General features: G+C 55.2%; 19 protein-coding genes. 7 read left to right on the top strand and 12 right to left on the bottom strand.

Annotation, left to right across the window (positions count from 1 at the left end; translation table 11 throughout):
- The first annotated feature begins 19 nt into the window (after positions 1-19).
- The 3 genes from RGAI101_RS05295 to RGAI101_RS21865 all read left to right on the top strand — a co-directional run bounded on the left by RGAI101_RS05295 (position 20) and on the right by RGAI101_RS21865 (position 4,637).
- Positions 20-1,261, top strand: coding sequence for a saccharopine dehydrogenase family protein (locus tag RGAI101_RS05295; protein ID WP_008225575.1), 1,242 nt, complete (start codon positions 20-22; stop codon positions 1,259-1,261).
- Positions 1,262-1,438: 177 nt separating this feature from the next.
- Complete coding sequence (locus RGAI101_RS21185; RefSeq protein ID WP_008226261.1) at positions 1,439-4,258, top strand: methyl-accepting chemotaxis protein; 2,820 nt, start codon at positions 1,439-1,441, stop codon at positions 4,256-4,258.
- 202 nt (positions 4,259-4,460) lie between these two features.
- On the top strand, positions 4,461-4,637 hold the full coding sequence (locus RGAI101_RS21865) for a hypothetical protein (protein ID WP_157044633.1): 177 nt from the start codon (positions 4,461-4,463) through the stop codon (positions 4,635-4,637).
- Positions 4,638-4,980: 343 nt separating this feature from the next.
- Here RGAI101_RS21865 and RGAI101_RS05280 read toward each other — a convergent pair whose 3' ends face one another.
- Positions 4,981-5,250 carry a hypothetical protein gene (locus tag RGAI101_RS05280; protein ID WP_037227465.1) on the bottom strand — a complete coding sequence of 90 codons (270 nt, stop codon included), beginning with the start codon at positions 5,248-5,250 and terminating at the stop codon, positions 4,981-4,983.
- 700 nt (positions 5,251-5,950) lie between these two features.
- Positions 5,951-6,661: a response regulator gene (locus RGAI101_RS05275; RefSeq protein ID WP_083792009.1), complete on the bottom strand. Its 711-nt coding sequence runs from the start codon at positions 6,659-6,661 to the stop codon at positions 5,951-5,953.
- Between the two features lie 183 nt (positions 6,662-6,844).
- Here RGAI101_RS05275 and RGAI101_RS05270 point away from each other — a divergent pair, with 183 nt between their 5' ends.
- Positions 6,845-7,549, top strand: coding sequence for a sensor histidine kinase (locus RGAI101_RS05270; protein ID WP_083792008.1), 705 nt, complete (start codon positions 6,845-6,847; stop codon positions 7,547-7,549).
- 134 nt (positions 7,550-7,683) lie between these two features.
- Here the strand turns inward: RGAI101_RS05270 and RGAI101_RS05265 are convergent, their stop codons facing one another.
- The 10 genes from RGAI101_RS05265 to RGAI101_RS05220 form a co-directional block, all read right to left on the bottom strand.
- Entirely contained in the window at positions 7,684-8,655 is a 972-nt protein-coding gene (locus RGAI101_RS05265; protein WP_008226654.1) for a UDP-glucuronic acid decarboxylase family protein, read from the bottom strand.
- A 19-nt stretch (positions 8,656-8,674) separates the two neighbouring features.
- The gene (locus tag RGAI101_RS05260; protein ID WP_008226040.1) at positions 8,675-8,902 is read right to left on the bottom strand and encodes a hypothetical protein; all 228 of its coding nucleotides are present in this window, start codon (positions 8,900-8,902) and stop codon (positions 8,675-8,677) included.
- Positions 8,903-8,920: 18 nt separating this feature from the next.
- Entirely contained in the window at positions 8,921-10,087 is a 1,167-nt protein-coding gene (locus RGAI101_RS05255; protein WP_008226543.1) for a glycosyltransferase, read from the bottom strand.
- A gap of 36 nt (positions 10,088-10,123) precedes the next feature.
- Positions 10,124-11,347, bottom strand: a complete 1,224-nt coding sequence (locus tag RGAI101_RS05250) for a glycosyltransferase family 4 protein (protein WP_008229389.1) — start codon at positions 11,345-11,347, stop codon at positions 10,124-10,126.
- Between the two features lie 30 nt (positions 11,348-11,377).
- Positions 11,378-11,938 carry an acyltransferase gene (locus RGAI101_RS05245; protein ID WP_008228812.1) on the bottom strand — a complete coding sequence of 187 codons (561 nt, stop codon included), beginning with the start codon at positions 11,936-11,938 and terminating at the stop codon, positions 11,378-11,380.
- Between the two features lie 19 nt (positions 11,939-11,957).
- Positions 11,958-12,899, bottom strand: coding sequence for a glycosyltransferase (locus RGAI101_RS05240; RefSeq protein ID WP_008225011.1), 942 nt, complete (start codon positions 12,897-12,899; stop codon positions 11,958-11,960).
- A 240-nt stretch (positions 12,900-13,139) separates the two neighbouring features.
- On the bottom strand, positions 13,140-14,474 hold the full coding sequence (locus RGAI101_RS05235) for an O-antigen polymerase (protein WP_037227458.1): 1,335 nt from the start codon (positions 14,472-14,474) through the stop codon (positions 13,140-13,142).
- 9 nt (positions 14,475-14,483) lie between these two features.
- Positions 14,484-15,785, bottom strand: coding sequence for a lipopolysaccharide biosynthesis protein (locus RGAI101_RS05230; RefSeq protein WP_008228245.1), 1,302 nt, complete (start codon positions 15,783-15,785; stop codon positions 14,484-14,486).
- Positions 15,786-16,042: 257 nt separating this feature from the next.
- On the bottom strand, positions 16,043-16,654 hold the full coding sequence (locus tag RGAI101_RS05225) for an acetyltransferase (RefSeq protein WP_157044632.1): 612 nt from the start codon (positions 16,652-16,654) through the stop codon (positions 16,043-16,045).
- Positions 16,655-16,779: 125 nt separating this feature from the next.
- The gene (locus tag RGAI101_RS05220; RefSeq protein ID WP_037229063.1) at positions 16,780-17,652 is read right to left on the bottom strand and encodes a 2-dehydro-3-deoxygalactonokinase; all 873 of its coding nucleotides are present in this window, start codon (positions 17,650-17,652) and stop codon (positions 16,780-16,782) included.
- 191 nt (positions 17,653-17,843) lie between these two features.
- Here RGAI101_RS05220 and choX point away from each other — a divergent pair, with 191 nt between their 5' ends.
- The 3 genes from choX (at position 17,844) to choV (ending at position 20,723) form a co-directional block, all read left to right on the top strand.
- Complete coding sequence (choX, locus tag RGAI101_RS05215; RefSeq protein ID WP_037229061.1) at positions 17,844-18,767, top strand: choline ABC transporter substrate-binding protein; 924 nt, start codon at positions 17,844-17,846, stop codon at positions 18,765-18,767.
- A gap of 82 nt (positions 18,768-18,849) precedes the next feature.
- Positions 18,850-19,683 (top strand): choline ABC transporter permease subunit, encoded by an 834-nt coding sequence (gene choW, locus RGAI101_RS05210; protein ID WP_008226382.1) that lies wholly within the window; start codon positions 18,850-18,852, stop codon positions 19,681-19,683.
- Between the two features lie 8 nt (positions 19,684-19,691).
- The gene (gene choV, locus RGAI101_RS05205; protein WP_157044631.1) at positions 19,692-20,723 is read left to right on the top strand and encodes a choline ABC transporter ATP-binding protein; all 1,032 of its coding nucleotides are present in this window, start codon (positions 19,692-19,694) and stop codon (positions 20,721-20,723) included.
- Positions 20,724-20,725 lie beyond the last annotated feature (2 nt).

Raw genomic sequence — 20,725 nt, 5'->3', positions numbered from 1 at the left:
AAAGAGGTCTTTTGGATACATGAAACGCAATGTTCTTATCATTGGCGCAGGTGGCGTCGCACAGGTCGTGGCGCATAAATGCGCGCAAAACAACGATGTTCTGGGCGATCTGCATATTGCCAGCCGGACAGTCGCGAAATGCGAGGCGATCATCCAAAGCGTGCATGATAAGGCTGCGATGAAACAGGACGGCGTGTTTGATGCGCATGAGGTCGACGGCATGGACAGTGACGCGGTCGCCGCCCTGATCACCAAGACCGGTGCCCAGATCGTGATCAACGTAGGGTCGCCTTTCGTCAACATGACCGTGCTCGAGGCCTGCATTCAGACCGGTGCCGCCTATATCGACACCGCAATTCACGAAGACCCCGGCAAGATTTGTGAAACGCCCCCATGGTACGGCAACTATGAATGGAAGCGCCGCGACGATTGCGCAAAGGCCGGCGTGACGGCAATTTTGGGTGCTGGGTTTGATCCGGGCATGGTGAACGCCTTTGCGCGGTTCGCAGTGGACGAATTCATGGACGAGGTCACGTCGATCGACATCGTTGACATCAATGCGGGCAATCACGGCAAGTATTTTTCAACCAACTTCGATCCCGAGATCAACTTTCGCGAATTTACCGGCACGGTCTATAGCTGGCAAAAGGGCGCGTGGCAGGAAAACAAGATGTTCGAGGTCGGCCGCGAATGGGATCTGCCCGTCGTCGGCAAGCAAAAGGCCTATATGTCCGGCCATGACGAGGTTCATTCGCTGGCGGCCAACTATCCGCAGGCCGATGTCCGGTTCTGGATGGGATTTGGCGATCACTACATTAACGTCTTCACCGTGCTGCAAAATCTCGGGTTGTTGTCCGAGCAGCCTGTCGTGACTGCCGAAGGGCTGGAGGTCGTGCCGCTGAAACTGGTCAAGGCCGTGTTGCCTGACCCGTCCAGCCTTGCGCCGAACTACACTGGCAAGACCTGCATCGGCGATCTGGTAAAAGGCACGAAAGATGGCAAAGAGGTCGAGGTTTTCGTCTATAACGTCGCCGATCACAAGGATGCCTACAACGAGGTTGGCAGCCAGGGCATTTCCTACACTGCGGGCGTGCCTCCGGTGGCGGTCGCGATGTTGATCGCGGATGGTACGTACGACCAGGGAGTGATGCTGAACGTCGAAGAGCTGGACCCCAAGCCGCTGTTCACCCTGCTTGATGACATTGGCCTGCCGACACGGGTCAAAGATGCCGATGGTGACCGGGAATGGCACAAGGCCTAGTTTGAATTCTTCATTATTCGTCCCTGCGAAGGGTCGGATATGATGAAAAAATAAGCTGATCTTGGATAATTGGCTGCCACAGGTTCGATTGTGGGCCGTGATGCGCCATGAACAGAATGCGTTCACAATTACTTTTCTTTTCTTTGGTTGGATTTCCAAAGATTCGAAAGGCTTATTATGAAACGCATTCTGTTTGTGTCTGCTGCGATGCTCTGGTCCGGCCCGGCCTTGGCGCAGACCGAAAGGTTTGCGCTGCAAACCAACCTTGATCACGTATGGACGATGCTTGCCGCTGGCCTTGTGTTTATGATGCAAGGCGGGTTTCTGTTGCTAGAGGCAGGGTCCGTGCGCGCCAAAAACTCGATCAACGTTGCGCAAAAGAACCTGTTGGATTTTCTGCTTTCAACGGCGGTTTTCGGGCTGGTCGGCTTTTCCTTCATGTTTGGCCACAGCATATGCGGGTTTATCGGCTGGTCATGGGACCTTGCCCTTTTCAACACGGAAGGGGACTGGAACCTTACTTTCTTTGTCTTCCAGCTCACGTTTTGCGGAACGGCCGCGACAATCGTCTCTGGTGCCATTGCGGAACGCATGAGCATCGGCGGCTATTTCATGGTCACGATTTTGATCGGTGCAGTGATCTACCCGATTGCCGGTCATTGGTCCTGGGGCGGGCTTTTGTCCGGATCACAGGAGCCTTTTCTGGCAAGGCTTGGCTTTATCGATTTTGCTGGGTCAACTGTGGTCCACTCCGTCGGTGCATGGGTCGCTTTGGCCGCCGTTATCGTGCTGGGACCACGGCATGGCAAATTCGATGAGCACGGGAAACCGGTGGAACTTCATGGACATTCACCGATCCTGTCCACGTTCGGGGCATTGATGATATGGGCTGGCTGGATCGGGTTCAATGGCGGGTCGACCACGGCAGGAACACCAGAGTTTGCTGAAATCATAGCGAACACCATGATTGCAGGTGGATTCGGCGGATTGACGGCGTTCTTTGTCGGGCGCTGGATCAAAGGCTACAACCGTCCGGAATTTATCGTTAACGGCACGTTGGGCGGACTGGTGGCGATCACGGCAGGCTGTGATGCGGTGGGTTTGCAATCGGCCATTCTGATCGGCGCAATCGGATCGACGACGGCCTTTTTCCTGCGCGAGTGGCTCGAACATCAGGGCCTTGATGATCCGCTGGGGGCGATTGCGGTTCACGGTGGTGCAGGGGCCATGGGAACCATCCTGGCCGGCGTGTTCGCGCGCCCCGAAGCAATCCTTGCGACCGGCCGGATGGAGCAGATTGGCATTCAGGCTTTTGCCGTGTGCCTGTATTTTGCCTTTGCATTTGGTATCACGTTTACAGCGCTGAAGCTTGCAGCATTTATCACGACGCGTCCCGATGGCAGTTCGGGATTACGGGTTCCTGTTGAGGACGAGATTGAAGGGCTTAACATTTCGGAACATCGCGCGCCTTTGGGCATGACCAGCGTTGTGCGCGCCATGCAGACGATTGTCGAAAACCCTCAGGCCGAAGTTTCCAATATTACCCTAGATCGCGGTGAAGAGACATTCGAGGTTGCCGTGCTTTTCAATCAGATTATGGCGGATATGCGGTCGCGGCGGGATGCTGAAAATGCCCAGAACATGAGCATCCAACACGTCAACAACTTTATGAACCAACTTGATGCTGTCATGAAGCGCTATGCGAGGGGTGATTTTTCAGCGCGGCTTCAGACCGAAAAGGTGCCCGTAGAATTCACAGAGCTCAGCGAAGGTGCTAACGCCATGGCGCAAAGCCTTCAGACAATAATGGACGAACTTGACGAAACGGTCAGTGCCATGGCCCACGGCGACCTGTCGCGCAGGATCGAAGGGCCGCAGACCGGCGTTTTTCTGGCGCTTCAAAGACAGTTGAATGCAAGTTTTTCCGGCATATCCGAAGTCTTGGGGGAGGTGGAACGTGCCGTCGCGGCAGCAGGCAAAGGTGACCTGACGCATGAAATCAAAACCCTTGGCAGACAAGGGTTTTTGCTGGCCCTGTGTGAAGGGGTCAACAGCATTAATCGCTCCACCCAGACCAGTCTTGATGACATAAAGCGCGTCGTGTCCAGCGTCGCCGACGGGGATCTCACGCTGCGCATGTCGGCTGATTATCAAGGTGTCTACGCCGATATTTCCCGCGATATCAATCGGATGACTGATGCTCTGGTGGACCTGATCGGGGATGTCGAAGCGTCAACAAACTCTGTGCAAAGCAGAGCGACCCAGATTATGCAGAACAGCGACCTGATAACGGCAGAGGCGCGCAAAAATCAGGAATTGGTCGGCACTTTGGTCGGACGTTTGCGGGAAATCGAAAACAAGACTTCGGGAAACGAGGCCCGTGTTCTTGAAGCATTGAGCGTTGCGCAAAAAGCCCAGGATGCAGCGGCCCATACGCAGGACGTGTCACGGCTGACGATTGAACGGATGTCTGATGCAGATTCCGCTGTCACAAAGATCATCAGCGCGCTGGACGTCATCGAAGATATTTCTGTTCAAACGCATTTACTTAGCCTGAATGCCTCCGTCGAAGCCGCTCGGGCTCAGGAGGCTGGCCTTGGCTTCAATGTGGTTGCCAGCGAAGTGCGAAAACTTGCGGCAAATTCAAATGAAACCGCTGAAGGGATAAAACGTCATGTAGATGACGTGAAGAACAAGGTAGCGGCCACCGCAGAGGGGATTTCTCTTACCAACGACGCTCTGACGCAGATCACCGAGGGGGCCCGTCGGACAACTGACTTGGTCCATGAAATAAGTGAAGTGGGATCAGCCGTGATCACCAACATCGAGCAAGCAACAAAAGACCTTTCGATTGTAGATAAACGTTCAGCGAAAAGTTTGCATGCTCTAACCAGCGCAGAGACCGCAGCACAAAAACTGGCGACAGATGCTTTAGAAGTAATGACCAAACTTGTCCGCTTCAAACGGCCAGCCATGCCCGATAAAACCGCAGCTTGATAATATCATATTAGCTGGCGGTGTTTTATCAGGTTTGCAAATATGATTTCATATAAGTCTTACTCAGGGAGCAATATCTGTGGTTGTGTTGTTCTTGGAGGGTCGACAGTTCCCCATTTCGACGGTGTCGCCAACTCATCCATTAGTCTGACGTCGACACCCGTGGGACGGATTTGCGGATTTGAAAAAGGGGTGGTTTCTGGTGCATCTTCCTGATTATGAAACAGAGTTGAGGATGAAGGTCCAGCCGTCGAAAGATGCTGCCGACAAGTTGGGAAAGAACATCCGCCGCGAGGCTCGCCAGACCTATTCTGCGATAGAGGTAATCCGCATTATCTCGGCCGGAGTGTGCGGCAAGGAAAGGATTCCGATGCTGTGATGCCGAGAGGGTGTTGCAGAGAGCTTGTCTGATAGAGCATTTCCTTTAGGGTGGTAAGCCCCGGCTGTCAGGGTATAGGCACTGCAGGGCATCGCCCGAGGCGGATTTAGTTTCAAGACACTGGCTCTGAATGCATGCGCTGCGGATCCGAACCTCAAAAATTGGATAGCTTAAAAAGCATGAGCGGGGCTGGGGAGTTCGGGGAATGAGATACCTCTTACCCGACAATTTCTCGTTGCAGCGACGATATGAACGCTACGTCGATGGTGAGCCCAATGCGCTGGCTGACAGCTTTCCCTTCCGAGGTTGGTCCAGAACCGCAAACCCGATGCCCGTCGTGGGATTAGAACGCCTTCAGCGCAACGGCATCCGACCATGAAGAAACCGCCTGTTGCTTGAGAATTACTATCTGTCCGGGGATATCGAACGCCAGATCGGGGCCCGCGTCGATTATTACAAAAAACAGCGTTATCTTGAGGGACTGAACAACTTCACACCCGCCGATATCTTCTATGACCACAACAAAGCCGTTATGAGGGAAGGGAAAAGGAGCAAGAATAGAAAATTCGTCAGTGCCGCTTGCACTACCAAAAACTTGATTTGGCCGATTCATAGGCAAGGCACACGAGGCTCAAGGGGAAATCTTGTGCCCCCTCCCGGCGTTACTACTGTTGGGCTTCTGGTGGGCCGAGTTTCACGCAGGTTTTCAGCGTTCGACTGGCGGTATAATGACAAAATAGGATCAATAGAGATAAAGGTAGGGCATCGGGTGCTCATGCACAGAGTTGAAGCGTGCCGTTGGACCATATTGCGCCTCATTTTCGGATACAGTGTGTAGGTCTTCTCGCCAAAAAAACGTTGGCGATGGTCATTTTCCCGATTTCGTCGTGCAGGTCCTTCAACCACTTATTTTGAGCCTCAAACATCAAGTATCCCACGCGCTCAAACACCCGTGATGCGCTTTAAAACAACTGTCGTTTCCATAGGTGAATTATCATATGAAGCAGGCCGGACTGATTGGTCAGATCACTGGCCGCCTGCTCTTCCAAAGTTACAGTTTTCTTAATCTATGGAAATTGTTAATTTGATCGCAGCATATCAGATCTTAAGCATATTGAAGGTTCGAAATCACAAATCCCAGCATATGCCCGTTTTTCGGCAAGAGCGCAGATCGTCGATGCCGCCACTCGGCATCTTGTCTCAAGAGCCTCTGCGACTTTTAAAGTCAGAATGTAAAAATGAATACATGGTCCACCCTTATTGCGTTGAGGTCCAAAAGCGTGGTTGAGCGTCTTTAAAAACAAGTAGAAAGGTTAGATTTCGCGATCACCAGCCCCTTCAGATAGCTGCTGAAAGTCGAAGAACTCGGGTTTTTGGATGTCCAGCAGTGCGACAGTATCTGGAGCTTGTTGAAGTGTTGGGTGGCCGTCGATATAAGTGATCTGCTGTAGCGCGCGCACAAGAAGGGCGACAATGCGATCATCACCGAGTTGATTTTCCACAATCTCGGTCATTGCATTGATCGTTCGGCCGTGAATTGCATCCATTTCGCTTTGCAAAACCCGTGAGGCGTGGGTTTCAAGCCGCTTGCTTACGGATTTCATGATCATTTCAAGCGACATGGCGTCAAGGTCGGTCTTTGCGACGTAGTCTTCACACCCGTTTTTGATCGCTGTAACGGCGACTTCGTGGGACACTTCGCCGGTGACCATGATCGTGGCGGCATCGGAATTCAAAGAGTGCTGGCTGATGACCTGCCTGGCTTGCAGGCCGGTTTCATGGGCGAGATGATAATCTACAAAAATGATATCATAGGATTTTGCATCCAGTGCCTGGCGCATGCTGGAAACGTCGCTCACCGTGTCTATGGACATGTACAAGCTGGTGCGGCGGCACTGTCGTTCAATGTTTTGTGAATCAAAGGATGAGTCATCAACGATGAGCACCTTGAGCTTTTTCGTCGAAAATCTGTGGTCATCCACGTCAGTGTTTGTGCCACCTCTATCAGAACCGAACTGTTTCACCCTTAGGACCCTTAAATTTCTCGGCTAGGCTGTCTTACCTTTCTTAAATATTGATAACCAAAATGGGCCTTCGATAGAATTTCTGGCTTGGTCCTTCCGAATTTTGCCGTGCTGCGTAAATGATTTGGAAAACAATTTCCAATTATACCCGAAGCGGAGGGCGCAGTGGTTTCGGAGTTTTGAATGATTGGTGCGATGGCTCGTCTGGAAGGCCTCAGGATATCAAGGGAAAAGTTTGTGTCCCACTTTGTCCATGATTTACGAGCCTGCCTCAGGGCTGCGGGTACTTTGCCAGAGTGGATACACGAGGACCTGGAGGGGCTCGAAGATGTTGTTCCGCCAGACGTCTACCGATATTTGTCCGATATCAAAGTAAATGCCCAGCGTGCCGAGAATCTGATCGATGCAACACGTGAGCTTTGCACTTTCGATTGGTTGGAAGAACCTTCCGCGTCAATCGAGTTGAGCGATGCCGTTCGAGAGGCCTTGGTCGAATTTCCGCGATCTGATGGATTTGAAATTGACCTGAAAATGAAGAAGCAGATGTGCAAACTACCCCCTCTGTCCTTCAACAGTGTTCTGAGGGCACTTCTCGAAAACGCGTGTAAACATCATGGTTCAGATGTGGGCATTGTTCGGGTCACCAATATCGGAACGGGTGGTGCGCTTCATATCCAGGATGATGGGGAAGGAATACCGGAGTGCTATCAAGAGACCATCTTTGACCCTTTTTCAGCCCTGAAACCGCGCGACGTTGTTGAAGGAAGTGGGCTAGGGCTGACAATAGCACGCCGGCGGGCGGAGCTTTGGGGGGGGACGCTGAGCGTGGTTTCGGATTGTGACTGTAAAGGCGCGACCTTTAGGCTTACGTTCGCAGAGGGGCCGTGAGGTTCCGAACGGATCACAACATCAATAGGCAACTCATCAAGGAGGCTTATGATCGGGAAGTCAGTGCAAGTAATACGCCCCGCTGAGAATGACCATCGGGGCGCGTAACATGTTCAAATGAGATATAAATCCGCTCACCCGACCTCGAGTTGAGGCATGACGGTTTCGAAGTAGGCGATTGTTTTCTGCAACCCTTCCTCAAGCCGCACGGTTGGTTCCCAGTCCAGGGTGCTGCGGGCCAGGCTGATGTCGGGCTGGCGTTGTTTGGGGTCGTCGGTGGGCAGGTCTTCGAAGATCAGCCTGGACTTTGACCCGGTCATTTCGATGACCTTTTCGGCAAGCTCCTTGATCGTGAATTCGCCGGGGTTGCCCAGATTGACGGGGCCGGTCACGTCATCATCCGTTGCCATCAGGCGGATGAAGCCTTCGACCAGGTCGTCGACATAGCAGAAGGATCGCGTTTGACTGCCGTCACCGTAGATCGTGATCGACTTTCCGGCCAGGGCCTGCACGATGAAATTCGACACGACCCGCCCGTCCGCATGGTGCATCCGTGGGCCGTAGGTGTTGAAGATGCGCGCGACCTTGATGTTCAGATCATGCTGGCGGTGGTAATCGAAAAACAATGTTTCCGCGCAACGTTTGCCTTCGTCGTAACAGGACCGCGGGCCGATCGGGTTGACGTTGCCCCAATAGTCTTCGGTCTGGGGGTGGATGAAGGGGTCGCCATAGACTTCGCTGGTCGAAGCCTGAAAGATCTTGCAATTCAAGCGCTTGGCAAGTCCGAGCATGTTGATCGCACCGTGGACCGACGTCTTGGTCGTCTGCACCGGATCATGCTTGTAATGCACGGGCGAGGCGGGGCAGGCGAGGTTGTAGATCTCGTCAACCTCGACATACAGCGGAAAGGTCACGTCGTGGCGGATGAATTCAAACCGCGGATTTGCGTGCAGATGTTCGATATTGCGCTTCGTCCCGGTGAACAGGTTGTCCGCACATAGCACCTCGTGACCCTGTTCAAGCAGCCGGTCGGTCAGATGCGAGCCCAGAAAGCCGGCCCCCCCGGTGATCAAGATACGTTTCCGACTGTCGTAAAGACGCGCCATGGCAGTCTCCTCTTTGAATTCAGTGGTCTTTCAGCGCAGACTGTTCCCGGATCAGCAGCCGGATCGTCTGAAAATACCAGGACTTGTACGCCGCATAGTGGAAACCGGCCCCCCCGTCCAGCATCCCCAACTTCACGACATAGGTGAAGCCGAAATAGAACCAAGGGTACCACCATTTCGCCAAATGCCGGTATTTGAACCGCTGACGATTGGTGAAACAATAACAAGGATAGCGGTGCCAGGCCATGGCGTGGCGTTCAGCGCGTTATAAACCGCCAGACCATATGGACTGTGGCATCTGCCCGCCGGATATCATCCATCGATAGACCGCATCATGTTCTTTCGCAATTTTCTCCCATGCGAACCGCGTTTTCACGAGCTGCAAACCGTTTACACCCAGCTGGCGAAGATCTGAACGGACCAAGGCGAGACGCAAGGCCGCAACCATTTGGGTCGGATCAGTCGGGATTTCGATTGCGGCCTGTGCAGTAAAGCCTTCTGGGATATTGCAGTGACGTGTCATCAAAACGGGCAGGCCCGACCCCCAAGCCTCGAGCACGGCCATGGGTAAGCCCTCCGAATGGGAGGGCAGGATGAACGCATCTGACGCTGCAAAAAGCGCGTCTTTTTCATCCCCGAATGCAGCGCCGCGCAGGGTGATATTCTTAAGCTGCGTCTTCGCGATGGACCGGTGAAGATGTTCAACAAACTCCTGGTCGCCCCAGCCCGCAATCGTCAAATGCCAGTCCGACACCTGATCTGTGGTGCCCTGGTTCAGGCTGGCCCAAGCTTCAATAAGTTCATCCAGACCCTTTTTGGGATGCAAACGCCCTAGAAACAGCAGGTTTTTGGGACGCTTTTCAAGGATGTCGGGGCGGTTAACCTGTTGATCAGCCGAGACATCCGTACCGTTCGGGATAACCGTGATGGTCGCATCCTTGAGATGGCTCGAAATCGCCTGCGCTTCGGATATGTTAAGCGCGTGAAGGCAGCGCGCCGCACCAAGGTTCTGATCCTCGAAAAGCCGACCTGCTATCTTCTTGCGAAATCCCGAATTTCCCAAAGCCCAGCTGTCCAGCATCCCCCGAGGCGAAATCATGCTGGGACGATCGGTGCGCCGCGTGAATTCGGATGTATAGTTGGAAAAGTATTGCCAGATTCCATGTTGATGCAGCACATCATGGTTGGCGTTTGCAATGGCCGCGCGCATTTGCGGGCTCATCCCCAACTTTTGCGGACCAAGGGCGGGAAACAGCTGCGGCTCAAGCGGTTTCCATGCCTCGGTATCAGCCGCGCTTGGGGCGTCGTCCAGCGCATAGACCGTAACATCGACGCCCAGATCTGCCAAAGCCTGTGCCGACCGGCGTACAGAGTTGAAAAGACCACCGGCCTGATGTGAACTTGACCCTAAAATAATACCAAGTGAATACATGCTGTTAAATGAGTTTCCAGTGTTCAGAAAGGGGGGCTAGGCAACGGCGCGGATGATCCGCTTTGAGAAGCTTTGCAACATGAGCTTTTGCCAAAACCAAAGTCTGCCGCGCGGTGGCGATTTCATGGCCTGCGAGACCGCTCTTGCAAAGCCGCTTCCGAACCGGTCGGGGCCCCAATCCGCGATCGCATGCGCCGCATTTTCGCCCATGGTCTCACGTGCCGCTGGCGTCATCCGGAACAATTTCTGCAAGGCACCGGCAATGCTTGCCGTTTGGGTTGCGTCGACCAGAAAGCCGTTTTCGCCATCCGCTATGACGGTACTGGCGGCACCGCAAGCGTGCGAGGCAACGACCGGAACGCCTGTCGACATGGCCTCGTTGATCACCAGACCCCATTGTTCGACAAACGATACATGCACGAAACCTTCGGACAGTCCATAAAGCGTCGGGAGGTCTTCATAGGTTTTAAACCCGGCGAGTTTAACGCTATCTTGCATACCGGTTGCTGTGATCTCGGCCTCGATATTTGCCCGTTCGTCGCCGTCCCCCAGGATCACCAGTGATGGGGCGTCGGGAACGGCTGTCTTGGCATCGGCATAGGCGCGGACCAGGCGGGGAAAGTTCTTCTTTTCGATGAAGCGCCCCGAGGCAAGGATGTAGTGGTCCGGCAGATCGAATTCTGCGCGCAAGCGATCGGCATCTTCACGCGCGGCGGCCGCAGATATTTTGAAATGTTCGTTATCAACAGCATTATATCCAAGGGAAATGAGGTCTTCGGCCATCCCCAGGTCCTGCATGTAGCGTTTGTGGGTATAGCCACCCACCAAAGCGGCGTCACAAAGCTTGACCATCTGCTTCTTGATCCATTCGCTGCTACGCGACCTTTGCGCATCAAAGGCCTGGCTTTCCGACGTGATGATGCAAGGACAGCCATTTTCAGCGGCCCATAGCAGGGCCGCAGCACTTTCAGCGGCTGCCCACCCCCCTATGGCGATGCAATCGGGCCTGATTTCATCCAAAGCCCCGAAAACGGCCTCGCGCATCTGATCGGCTCGAATGGCGGCATCATATTCGGTGAGCGAATTAAAAAGGGTCACAACAGGATACCCGCCTGAGCGGTCAAACGAGGTAAATTCCTTGAACCAGCCCTGTGAGGCGGTCGAAACCACGGTCACACCGGGGCAGACCGCATAAGCGGCTCGGAACCGCGCATCGTGATAGGGGCCGATCTGACGCGTGAAAATCGCGATTCTAGTCATGTTGTTGCATTCTTGTCCAAAAAATTGGTTTCAGTCTTTTAGCATCGGAAGGCGTTCGCCGTCAGGGCCGATGCGCCGCTTGGCCTTGGCGGGTGCGCCGGCCACCAGTTCGTTCGGTCCGACCGTGCCGTTCACCACGCTATTGGCGGCGACGATCGTGCCCGACCGGATTACCGACCCGGGCCCGATATGCACGCCACGTCCGATCCATACATTGTCCTCGATCACCACGGGCGCGCAGAAAAAGCCTTCGCCGCGCACACCGTTTTTGGGCGTAAAAAGGTGATCCTGATCGCGAATGGTAACATATTCACCTATCGCGACGTTAGACCCGATGGTGATCTTCGTGCTGGCCACGACATGACACCCGGTGTTGAGGCTGGAATGATCACCGATCATGACCTGTGCTTTTCGCCCGACCTGCATGAAAACGCCATATCCGATCATGCAGCCCGCGCCGATGCTGGCATTCATCCCGAAATTGGCCTTGCGGAAATTCCCGAAAAACATAGTGCCCTTGCCGACACGTCGCACAAAAAGCGGGGCGGTCGCGGCGTAAAAAGCTCCGCGCAGTTTGGGGATAAGGGGCATTCTCTACTTTCGATTCTGGTCAGAGAGGGGCGGGACGGTCTAAAAGCACCTTGCCCAGGGTCTGCATCACCGTGTCTTTGTCACAATGCCGCGTCACCCAGTCAGATGCATCCTGCGTATATCGACAAAGTTGCGGGACATCATTGATGGCCGCCAACCAACCATCAAAGCTGTTTGAAGGCAACACATTGACAGATTTCAGGTCTGCAAAGATCGTCGCACTGCGCCCGGCCGAGGCAATCAACGGCGCGCCGCATGCGAGCGCTTCGAGGCCGGTTGTCTGCCCTGCAGCATGAATGTCTTCGACCGAGGGCATGATCGCCGCGCCGCATGTCTGGTATAAACTGCGCAATTCCGAATAGGAAATCCGCGTCACGATTTTCAGATTAGGATGAACTGTCGCGTAGTTTTCGATCAATTCCGGCTGGTTGCATAGCCAGACTACACGATGACCGGCTTGGGCAATTTGAACCAACAGCTTTGGATCGCGGCCATTGCTGCCGTTGCAAAACAGAAAATCCTCGCGGTCTTCGGTGCTTTTGAAGCCGAAATATTCGTAATCAATGAACATCGGAACCATGTGGGGTCTGCGCCCGGTTAAGGCCCTTACTTCCTTTTCGGATGTGGTCTCGTTGACCAACAGGTGTTTGGACAGGCGGAGAAGTGTGCTTAGAAAAATACGCCGCGCGGGATTCATCGCGCCGACACCCCAGCAAAGATAGCCGACCTTACCCAAGGCAGCCTGACCCAAAGCGCCCACCGACGGGTGCCACGTAAAAAGCAAACGATCGGACTTGAGGGTATCGGACCTTCGGTGCGGTTCCACGGCATTGCCCGTGTAGATCTTTGCGAATTGATCAACCAGCAAATGCCACCTAAGCGGTGCGTCCTGACCGGTTTCAGCATCTTTTCGCTGCGCCCTCAGCGCCGTCATCGAGCCTGCATCAAACAGAATTTGCACTGTATTCTCCTTGGTCGACGGTCAATGGGGTTCTTGGAGCCACAGGCGCAGCATCGGTTTTTGAAAGGACCCAATAATGGTTAAATCTGGTTTCACAATAGATATCGCCGTCGGTTCCGGCACATGTTCGAATGCCACCGTCTGTTTTGACAGCGCCTTACTCACGCCTATCAAGGAACGCTGAGGCCAGAAACCGCAAATGATCTTTCGACGACAAATGACGTGGCAGGAGGAGGGCGGTTAGTACCGCGAAGAGCGCGCGCCATCTGCTGGATTGGCAAAGGCAATGGCCGTCGCCTGCCTTTCATCCTTGAGTATTTTCTTCTGCCGCCGTCGGCTTTGTAGGGAAAATACCAAGGATGCACCAAGCGGAAGATAGATGAAGTAAGAGACATTCAGAGTGGAGCGAATACACATGTAGCAATACAGCGCCCAGATCAGATATATCGGTATCCCCATAGAGAAGCCGCAATAGCGATACGCCCACCGAAGAACGAAAAAGACAAAGAGACCGCAAAGTATTGAAGGGATGATCATCCCGACAGGTCCGAAGATGGCGACCATTTCGCCGACATGCAGGGTCGTCACGTAATCAAGCTTGTAGGGGCCGAAGAAATACGTATCGAGGAACGGCTTGTTCGGCCAGATCGCCCTTGGTATCGGGTTTGTCAGAATGACCCCGAAATGTGTGGCTGCATCCCAGTTATAGTTGCTGGTCGTGGCAACATCATACGCGTAGATCGCCCGGTAATAGCTGTCATCTTGGTGATAGGTGACTTCGTAATTATCCGACAGGGAAACCTCCAGAAACCCGGTGCTGCGGAACAGCAGGATCGCCGAGGTAAGCATCGCAACGCCTGCAACCGAAGCGACGGTCAATGCGATACGGCCGGACCTGCTTTTCAGCCGGAACATCCCGAGCATCCAGAAGATGAAAAGCGTAATCACCACGGGGGTCCGGCTTCCGTTGGTGATCAAGACGCTCATCGAAATCAGAAATCCAATGATCGAAATGAACCGAACGACGCCACGGCGTTCCAGAATAAGCAATGAGAACACAATCGAAGCCAATGGGAACAGGCTGGTCAAGAGTGAGAACAAGGCGTTTCCGTTAAATGCCGCCTGATCCCAGTTTCTTTCGCCCCGGGGTTGCAGCGACTGCAAGATCAATTCCGAGAACGAGCCATTGACGGAAATATACCGTTTGAAAAGCTCGAAGCCGATAATGAATACCGCACCGGCCAGGAATATATATGCCTGATTTTTTGAAAGACGCTCTGATGCGCTTGACGTGATGTTGATCTTTTGCGTCGGTACAAGGTGAACAATGCAAAGCGTTGCAGCAAAGATCAGCAGGATCGTGGTCTGAGCTTCGACAATGACATCAGGCCACAAGCTTTCGAGGTTATAGTCGTCGTAACCGCGAATGATGAAATCCGAAAGCATCACACAAAGGATTGTCGTGAAGACGAAAACCGGATGCAGGAGCTGTCGAAACCGGACCCACGCAACTGACAGCGTCGAAATAACAAATATAACATGGACCAGCCACATAAACTGAAATTCAACACTCATCAGAAACTCCTATGCCCCTTTGCGGGTAATTTCGCGTATCAAACCGTTGAAATCGGACTTTCGGGGAACCAGCATATCGGTCAGGTGGATCTGGGTTAACTTCTTCAAGAGGCTGGCCATTGTAAAGACACCAATCAGTCCTGCACCGACCATGGCAGCGGCGATATAATAGACATTGTCAAAGATGACGGCCGGGATGCAAAGGATCACGAATGCACTGAACCAGATGATCAGACCGAAAGATTGCTGCAATGATTTGTTCAGCCCCTTAAGAGCCTCTTCAAAGGGGCGCATGATCGCCTTGAGCGCGAAGGCCGGAATGAGGAAACACGCCAAGCCGATCGCGCCGCTGAATTCGGGGCCAAACAGGATCGGAATAGCGAAGAACGAAGCGCAGAATGTAAGTATGGCGGACAGAACATTCACGATCGTGGATTGACGGATGCGCATGGAAAGCCAGTCTTTATCCAGCTTGTCATTTTGTCCCAACGCCGACATGCGTGCAAAAAACAATGGTGCCATCGCTTCGCTGAAGAGGGATTGCAGTTGCGCAATGGACATCGCGACTACGTAGTTGCCCAGATTGACAGCGCTGAACAGCAGGGTGACGAACAAGCGGTCCGCAATGGTTGCCAATGCCACCATCAAGGTCGCCATTCCGTCTTTCTTGGCATCGAGCAATATTGAGAACGGGCTTTGTTTCACGCTCCAGGGCGTTGCGGCACCCGGTACCGTTCGACCGATAGCCCAATAGGTGATGCCAGCGCCCGATGCGGCGGTCAGCACAAGAGCCCAGAAGTAGTTGAGCGGCGTATTTGCGAAGAGAAGGTAAACGGAGGCAATCCCGATCAGGTTGAAGATTGCAAAGGACCCACGCGCAAGGGCATAGGTCTTGAGCGAGTTCCGCGAAATTTCGACTTGAACCTGTATGGCGTTGAAAACACTGAATGCAACGAATGCGCACGCCAGCGCAAAACTTGTCATGCCACCGTCCAGATCCTTGAACAGGAACAGGATCAAAAGCAGAAGCCAGGCGATTGAAATCGGATAAAGCGCAGACGTAAAGACGCGCTTGTAGATATCCTTTACTGCATTCGGTTCCTGCGCGGCGGCGCGACCGGCATACAGGTGCAATCCGAAAAGAGCAGCGCCACTGGCGGCGCTTCCCAGGATGACCCAGCTTGCGAAAATACCCCGTCCTTCGACGCCCAGAACGCGGGCAAGCAGAATGCTTGAAACCATCTGGACCGCGGCAACGGATCCGTTCAAGCCGAATAGATAAGCTGACGTGGGAAGACGGGGCAGGCGCATTCAGGTGTATTCAATCGATAAGGGGGCGTAGTCGGCAGACCGAGGTGCAGTTACAAGGATCTGCGGCTGCAAGGCGCAGATCGTGCGTGCCGACTGCGCGTATCTGGTTGCCTGCGTATCGGTGCTGCGGTTGATGGCGACCACCCATTGGTTGGGAATTCTGATAAGCGGCCTATCTGGGCCGGGGCGAGGCGATTGTCGACCATTTTTTAATCATCGGCATCTTTATGCCCCCTATCAAGCAAAGGTGGGTTCGTTCAAGTCGATGGCCGATCCGGCGTGAGGCTGTCCGCTGGCTGGTCGAAACCGTGGGGCGGTCTGTGTCCGATCGGACGGGCCGGATTACCGGCGACGATCTGGTCGGCTTCGACGGCTTTCATCACCACCGATCTTGCGCCGACAATTGCGCGGGGGCCTATGACAACGTTTGGACCCACAAAGGCGTCTGCGGCCACCCATGCGTCTTCGCCGATCTCGATCGGCAGTTTCAGCAACGGCATCCGCGGGTCGCGCCAGTCATGGCTGCCGGCACACAGGTGCGCGCCTTGGGACACGGTGCTGCGCGCGCCGATGGTAATCGGCCCAAGGGCGTAGAGTATTGCGCGGTCGCCGACGGCCGCTTGGTCGTTTATCGTCACGTTCCAGGGGATGAATATCCGCACCGTGGGGTGAATATGGACGTTCGATCCGATTTTCGCACCGAAAGCCCGAAGGATTGCGCGCCGTATGCCCCAAAGTGGCCGGGGAACCAGACGAAAGACCAAGGACGCGCCCCCCCACAAGACGCGTCCCAGCTTTTCTCTGACGGTCCATTTTGATGCGTTGCGGTTGGCGGATACATCGACTTTTGCGGAATAATCTTGGGACACCAGTGGGAATTCCTGTGTTGCGGCAAAAGCGTGGATCGGACTTGGGATGCCCGGACGGTACAAGGGGTACCTTCCAAGGTCTGACCCCCAAGTCTATGCGACCCTGAACATGACCGGCCAAATGCCTATTTCGCTGCAACATATGTCTTATGAATATGGCGAAGTCCAGCCAGCACCGCGTCGTCCCGCCCCTGCGTTTCCGCCTGCAATCCGGCATGGGCAAGGGCCGCTGCGTAAAGCGGGGCCATCACATCATCACCCAAAATCATGACCCTCTGTCCCAACCAGTAAGGCCGCGCGCCACTCAGCTCCAGCCCGATCACGGCCCCCATCAGCCGTGACCAGCCGGTGGCGGCGTCGTTGTCCGTCAGCGCGGCAACGGCGGGAATGCGCGCCAGTTCGGCCCCAAAACTTTGGGGTCGTGCCATGATGGTTTCCAGCGCTTCGGCAAAATCATCCTGAACCAATCCGCCTTGCGTCACGGCTTGGGCCAGCACGGGCGCGTGTATCAAGCTGGCCGTAATTTCAGGAGTCAGAAAGCTTTGAAAGCTGACGACTTCGCCCGCACTGATCTGAGCCCAGGTGGATTTGCTGTCGATACAACAGATGACACCGTCGAATTCGGGATCGGCCGCAAGGACACCGGAGATGGCCGTTTCGCATCCGCACATCAGATCCACAGGTTTTTTCTGGGACAGCCCCGGTACGGCAAGTAGCTGAAGGCGTGGATCGTCACTTTGGACCTGCAACAGGCCAGCGACGGCGGCCGCAGGCACGGCGGGGTAGGCAGAGGCGGGGATAAACGGCAACCCTGAACAGATCACTGGCGTCGTCTGGTTTTCCGGCAGATAGACAGCCATCTGATCGGCGATCTGATGCACGCCGACGGACGGTATCCGGGTTTCTGCGATGATCTGATCGGTCGCGTCATGGACCCAGACCCGAACGCCTGCCGCGCCCCAGTCCATGCCGATCCAGCTGGGTGAATCCAGTGTCATCTTGGTGTCTTTTCCTTTATCTCTGCCGCATGGGGCCGCGTTAAGCATCACGCCAACGCTGGTTTCCTGCGCCGTGATTGCCGCCCAACGGCCCTGTCCGTCATGCAAGGCCCAGAAAACGGGTTGCATCATGCGGGGCATTGGCGGTCTATTGCGCCATCAAATATTACAACACCGGGAGCCATACCACCATGAAAATTCTCGCAGCGACCACCGCTCTTTCCCTAAGCCTTGCCTCCAGCCTGTCGGCTGCGGGCTGTGACGAAATCACCTTTTCCGACGTAGGCTGGACGGACATCACTGCCACAACCGCCGCGACGACCGTCGTGCTGCAGACGCTTGGCTATGAAACCGACATCAAGATCCTGTCCGTCCCGGTCACCTATACCGCCATGGCGGCGGGCGATGTCGACGTGTTTCTGGGCAACTGGATGCCCACGATGGAGGCCGACATTGCGCCATACCGCGATGCGGGTACGGTCGACACCGTGCGTGCCAACCTGAACGGTGCGAAATATACGCTGGCCGTGAACAAGGCCGCCGCTGACATGGGCATCACCACCTTTGGTGCCATCGCGGCCAATGCCGATGCGCTGGACGGCACGATCTATGGCATCGAGCCAGGCAATGACGGCAACCGACTGATCCAGTCGATGATCGACGCCAACGCCTTTGACCTCAAGGATTTCGAGGTCAAGGAATCCTCCGAACAGGGCATGCTGGCACAGGTCAAGCGCGCCACCGCCAAGGGTGAGCCGGTTGTGTTCCTGGGCTGGGAGCCACACCCGATGAACGCCAATTTCGAACTGACCTATCTTGAGGGCGGCGATGATTACTTTGGCCCCGATCTGGGCGGTGCGTCGGTCTATACCAACACCCGCGCGGGCTATGTCGCGGAATGCCCCAATGTCGGGAAACTGCTGAACAATCTTGAATTCACGCTGGCCATGGAGAACGAGATCATGGGGGCCATCCTTGACGACGGTCAAGACCCCGACGAGGCCGCAACCGCCTGGATCAAGGCAAATCCAGCCGTGCTTGAAACCTGGCTTGCGGGCGTGACGACCGTGGATGGTGGCGATGCGATGGCGGCTGCAAAGTCGATCGTCGAATAATGTAAGCTTTGCGATCAAAAGGGCCTGCCGCAGAGTGGGCCCTTTTATGCTATGACTGGCCCGAAACATCCCGGAGGTTCGCATGGACTGGCTCACCGACAATAAAATCCCCATAGATGACGCAGCCGAGGCGGTGTTCGACTGGCTGCTGATCAATGCGGGCTGGATGTTCGACGGGCTTTCTGTCGCGATGGAGGCGTTGATCGACGCAATCCTGTGGGTCCTGCAAACCCCGCATCCTTTCTACATCATCGCCGTTTTTGCCGCCTTTACCTGGGCACTGCAACGCAATTGGAAAACGCCGGTATTTGTCGTGCTGGGCTTTCTGTTCATTCTCAATCAGGACTATTGGGAAGAAACCACCGAAAGCCTGACGCTTGTGCTGTCGGCTTGCGTCGTATGCATGGGCGTCGGCGTGCCGATCGGCATCGCAGCGGCCCATCGCCCCAGGCTTTACCGCTATATGGCCCCTGTACTTGACCTGATGCAGACCTTGCCCACTTTCGTCTATCTTATTCCGGCGATTGTCTTTTTCGGCATCGGCATGGTGCCGGGGCTGATTGCGACGGTGATCTTCGTGCTGCCCGCGCCGATCCGGCTGACGCAGCTTGGCATCGCGTCTACCCCGAAATCCCTGCTTGAGGCCGCGCAGGCCTTTGGTGCGAAGCCCAGCCAGACCTTGTGGAAAATCGAATTGCCCTATGCGCTGCCGCAGATCATGGCAGGGTTGAACCAGACGATCATGCTGTCGCTGTCGATGGTGGTGATCGCCGCACTTGTGGGCGCGGACGGGCTCGGGGTCCCTGTGGTGCGCGCGCTTAATCAGGTCAACACCGGTTTGGGTTTTGAATCGGGTCTGATCATCGTGGTCGTGGCAATCATGCTGGACCGTATGCTGCGGGTGACCCGAAAATGAGCGATGACATGACAAACATGCCCCGTAATGCTGTCGAATTCGACAATGTCTCCATCGTTTTCGGCGACGCTCCGGAAAAGGCGCTGCCCTTGATGGATCAGGGGAAGGATCGTGCCGAGATCGAAGTCGCGACAGGGCAGGTCCTAGGCGTGCACAATTGTTCGCTGAATGTAAGATCAGGCGAAATTCTGGTGCTGATGGGGCTGTCAGGCTCTGGCAAGTCCACGCTGCTGCGCGCGGTCAACGGGTTGAACCCGATGGCGCGGGGCACCGTGCGCGTCAATGACGGGACGTGGACCTGCGACATCGCCGCCAGTTCTGCCGCCGATCTGCGCCGCGTGCGCCGCAGCTGCGTGTCGATGGTGTTTCAGCAATTCGGCCTGCTGCCGTGGCGGACCGTGCGCGACAACGTGGCCCTTGGGTTGGAACTGGCGGATGTCCCCAAGGCGGAACGGCTGGAACGGGCCGACAAGCAGCTTGCCCTTGTGGGCCTGTCCGATTGGGCCGACCGCAAGGTGGGTGATCTGTCGGGCGGCATGCAGCAGCGCGTCGGTCTTGCCCGCGCCTTTGCAACCGAGGCTCCGATCCTGCTGATGGACGAGCCGTTTTCAGCGCTTGACCCGTTGATCCGCACCCGTTTGCAGGACGAATTGCTTGACCTGCAACGCGAGTTGAAACGCACGATCATCTTCGTCAGTCACGACCTGGACGAGGCCTTCAAGCTTGGCGGTCGGATCGCGATCATGGAGGGCGGGCGCATCGTGCAATGCGGCACCCCGCGCGAGATTTTCTCGAACCCTGCGTCGGACTATGTGGCTGAATTCGTAGCCAACATGAACCCGCTTGGCGTGTTGACTGCCCGCGATGTGATGGGGCCCGTGGCCCAGGCGGACGCAGGGGCAGTCGCGGCAGAGACCCCCGTCGCCGATCTGATTGAACAGATGGGCGGTGCAGATGTCGCGATCCCTGTGATCGAGGACGGGAAGAACATCGGCACCGTAACCGCAAAGAGCATTGTCGCGCGCCTGAAGGCTGACTAAGC

Origin of the sequence: Roseobacter sp. GAI101 (assembly GCF_000156335.1) — a bacterium.
Lineage (GTDB): Bacteria > Pseudomonadota > Alphaproteobacteria > Rhodobacterales > Rhodobacteraceae > Sulfitobacter.
Note: the sequence above shows the minus strand (reverse complement) of the source record. Positions and strands in the feature narration are given on the sequence as shown.

What these genes read in the sequence shown, in the direction of transcription:
- RGAI101_RS05230 (WP_008228245.1), bottom strand. Translation starts at nt 15,785, where the DNA reads ATGCGCCTGCCCCGTCTTCCCACGTCAGCTTATCTATTCGGCTTGAAC.
- RGAI101_RS05260 (WP_008226040.1), bottom strand. Translation starts at nt 8,902, where the DNA reads ATGGCCTGGCACCGCTATCCTTGTTATTGTTTCACCAATCGTCAGCGG.
- choV (WP_157044631.1), top strand. Translation starts at nt 19,692, where the DNA reads ATGACAAACATGCCCCGTAATGCTGTCGAATTCGACAATGTCTCCATC.
- RGAI101_RS21185 (WP_008226261.1), top strand. Translation starts at nt 1,439, where the DNA reads ATGAAACGCATTCTGTTTGTGTCTGCTGCGATGCTCTGGTCCGGCCCG.
- RGAI101_RS05265 (WP_008226654.1), bottom strand. Translation starts at nt 8,655, where the DNA reads ATGGCGCGTCTTTACGACAGTCGGAAACGTATCTTGATCACCGGGGGG.
- RGAI101_RS05245 (WP_008228812.1), bottom strand. Translation starts at nt 11,938, where the DNA reads ATGCCCCTTATCCCCAAACTGCGCGGAGCTTTTTACGCCGCGACCGCC.
- RGAI101_RS05250 (WP_008229389.1), bottom strand. Translation starts at nt 11,347, where the DNA reads ATGACTAGAATCGCGATTTTCACGCGTCAGATCGGCCCCTATCACGAT.
- choX (WP_037229061.1), top strand. Translation starts at nt 17,844, where the DNA reads ATGAAAATTCTCGCAGCGACCACCGCTCTTTCCCTAAGCCTTGCCTCC.
- RGAI101_RS05280 (WP_037227465.1), bottom strand. Translation starts at nt 5,250, where the DNA reads ATGAATCGGCCAAATCAAGTTTTTGGTAGTGCAAGCGGCACTGACGAA.
- RGAI101_RS05235 (WP_037227458.1), bottom strand. Translation starts at nt 14,474, where the DNA reads ATGAGTGTTGAATTTCAGTTTATGTGGCTGGTCCATGTTATATTTGTT.
- RGAI101_RS05270 (WP_083792008.1), top strand. Translation starts at nt 6,845, where the DNA reads ATGATTGGTGCGATGGCTCGTCTGGAAGGCCTCAGGATATCAAGGGAA.
- RGAI101_RS05255 (WP_008226543.1), bottom strand. Translation starts at nt 10,087, where the DNA reads ATGTATTCACTTGGTATTATTTTAGGGTCAAGTTCACATCAGGCCGGT.
- RGAI101_RS05220 (WP_037229063.1), bottom strand. Translation starts at nt 17,652, where the DNA reads ATGACACTGGATTCACCCAGCTGGATCGGCATGGACTGGGGCGCGGCA.
- RGAI101_RS05295 (WP_008225575.1), top strand. Translation starts at nt 20, where the DNA reads ATGAAACGCAATGTTCTTATCATTGGCGCAGGTGGCGTCGCACAGGTC.
- choW (WP_008226382.1), top strand. Translation starts at nt 18,850, where the DNA reads ATGGACTGGCTCACCGACAATAAAATCCCCATAGATGACGCAGCCGAG.